At 70.3% G+C, this 2,408-nt stretch carries 2 protein-coding genes; both read right to left on the bottom strand.

Going from position 1 to position 2,408, the window contains the following annotated elements; genetic code table 11:
• Positions 1 to 56 precede the first annotated feature (56 nt).
• Positions 57 to 791, bottom strand: a complete 735-nt coding sequence (gene tagF / locus AC1D15_RS27210) for a type VI secretion system-associated protein TagF (RefSeq protein WP_082004388.1) — start codon at positions 789 to 791, stop codon at positions 57 to 59.
• Positions 773 to 2,408 (bottom strand): type VI secretion system membrane subunit TssM (gene tssM / locus AC1D15_RS27205; RefSeq protein ID WP_477828463.1); only part of this gene is annotated, 1,636 nt, incomplete at its 5' end. The genes tagF and tssM, both read right to left, overlap by 19 nt.

Below are 2,408 nucleotides of genomic sequence, written 5' to 3'. Positions count from 1 at the left end.
CTTGACGACCGTGCGCTCGTCGTCCGGCGTGAAGCTGGGTCCGTCGGTCGAGTCGCTCACCAGCGCCCCTCCAGCAGCTCCGAGAAGCAGTCCGGCGGCGGCAGCCCGGGCGCCACCGACAGGCTGTCGTCGGGCGCCGACGCATGGTCGGGCCACCACAGGCTGTGCCCGGTGTAGCGGCGCATCGCCTCGGCCACCACCAGCCCGTCGATCCATTGCGGCAGGCTCGCGGCGCCCGCATAGGTGTAGCGCAGCCGGCCCGGCATCGCGGTGGCAGCAGGCTCGACGCTGTGCCGCTCGGCCTGCCACGATGGCGCCCGCGCAAGCGCCGATTCAAAATCTTCGACCGTCGCGCCCGCCCCCAGCGTGCCGAGTGCGGCAGCACTCAGGTGCCGGTACCAGCCGTCCAGCGCCTGGATGCCCTCCAGCGTCTCCGGCAGGTCGTGCGCGGTCTGCGCGACCACCAGCGGGAAATAGCGGCCGACCTTGTCGACGCTCGGCATCAGCACGCCGGCCCACCATTCGCTGTCGATCACGCCGGGCGCCCAGGCGAAGCGCCAGATCGGCCCGGTCAGGTACACATCGAGGAACTGCGCGCCGAGCCGCGTGCGGCTCGCGTCCATGCCCTTCGACAGCCACGCATCGCAGGCATCGACGAACGGCTGCGGCAGCCGCCGGCTCGCGAAATCGCCCAGCATCGCGAGCTTGCCGAACCAGCCCGGCGCCTGCGTGCCGACGCCGCTGATGAACTGGTCGATGCTGAAGTCGTGGCTCACAGCTTGCCCGGGCATGAGAACTCTTGCAGCTCGGGCAAGCGGAACGGGTTGCGCACGCTGCTGGCGGTGACCAGGAACACCGCCTTGCGGTTGTCGATGTTGAAGGTCGCCTTGAAGCGCTCCGGCGCGCCGGCCGCCTCGACCTGCTGCTTGTCGAACAACCGGAACAGCGCCCACGGGCCTTCCCGGGTGTCGCCCGACAGGCCGCTCGCCGACACCGGCGTCAGCGCGACGCGCACCTGCGTGCTGCCGCGCGGCCCCGGCCACTGGATCGAGGCCGGGATCTGCGGGCCGTGCGCGTACTTGACGAGCTGGCCGTCGACGTCGAGCGTGAACTGCGTGATCGAYGGGTCCATCTCCATCGGCTTGAAGTCGAGCCGCAGCCCCGGCGCGGTGCCGCCGCCGCGGAAGAAGGTGTCGCGGATCACCGCCGCATGCTGGAACTGCAGCAGCGTGGAACTGTCGGCACCCATCGATGCGCCGTCGATCTTCTTGAAGCTCCACGGCCGCGTCGAGGTGTCGACGAAGTTCACCAGGTTCTTCTGGAAGAACGCGTCGAACAGCCCGCCCGGCGCGAACACGCGGGCGAAGTCCTCCTGCGTCACGTCGCGGCTGCTGCCGCGCGCGAACGGGTAGCGCCCGCTGATGGCCTGGCGGCAGAACTCGCCGATCTCGGCATTGATCGAGTTGCCGATGTTGCTGCGCGTGATGTCGAGCGCCGCCTTGGTGCCGCTGACCGACAGCGTGTTCAGCAGCGAGCGGGTCGGCTCGGGCAACCGCGCGGCTTCGGCCTTCACCTTGTTCGGCACGTCCGACGGCGGCGGCACGTTGCCGCCCTTCACCGCGGTGTCGGCCGCGGTCAGCAGCGTGTAGACCTCGTTGATCAGCGCGATGGTCGAGTCGATCGGCGCGGCCTTGCCGTCGACTGCCCGCGTCTGCTGGCGCAACGCGACGAAGCGGTCGTCGACGATGCTCTCGATCCGCTGGCCGGGCCCGAGCGGCGTGGCCGGCGCCTGGTTGCCCAGCAGCCGCAGCAGTTCCTCGCGCGAGCGCTGGATCGCATCGCGCGCCTTGGTCTCGACCTTGGACGCCACGTCCTTGCTGTCGCCGAGCGTGGTCTCGCGCGACATCGCCTTCAGCAGCGGCACCAGCGGGTTGTCGGGCGCCGACAGCACGCGCGACATCTGCACCGCCTGCGACAGGTTGGCCGTCGGCAGCATCTTCACGTCGGCGATGAACTCCTCCCACACCGTGACGTAGTCGGTCAGGTACAGGCGGCGCACCTCGTCGGCGAGCTGCTGCTGCACGTCGAGCGAGCGCAGCGCGTTCTGGCGATTGCTGTCGTTGACGCCCAGCACCCAGCTCTCTTCATCGGCCAGCGTGCGCGCGACGCGCTCGACCTCGCGCTGGAAGCCCTTGTGATAGCCGTCGTAGGTGAAGAGCCCCGGCACGCCCTTGGTCAGCGGCTGGCCGCTCATGCGCGTGAACACCAGTCCCGCGCCGGCACCGGCCGCCTTCGCCACCGTGAACTCCGGGATGTCGGCGCCCACGCCCTGGCGCTTCAGCCGCCGGTACACGCGCTCGGTGAGCGGCGTCGCGATCAGGCGGGCCCGCGTCTGCGCGACCAGCTGC

This window comes from Rhizobacter sp. P2_H2 (assembly GCF_056403375.1).
This window is presented reverse-complemented; position numbering and strand designations above follow the sequence as displayed.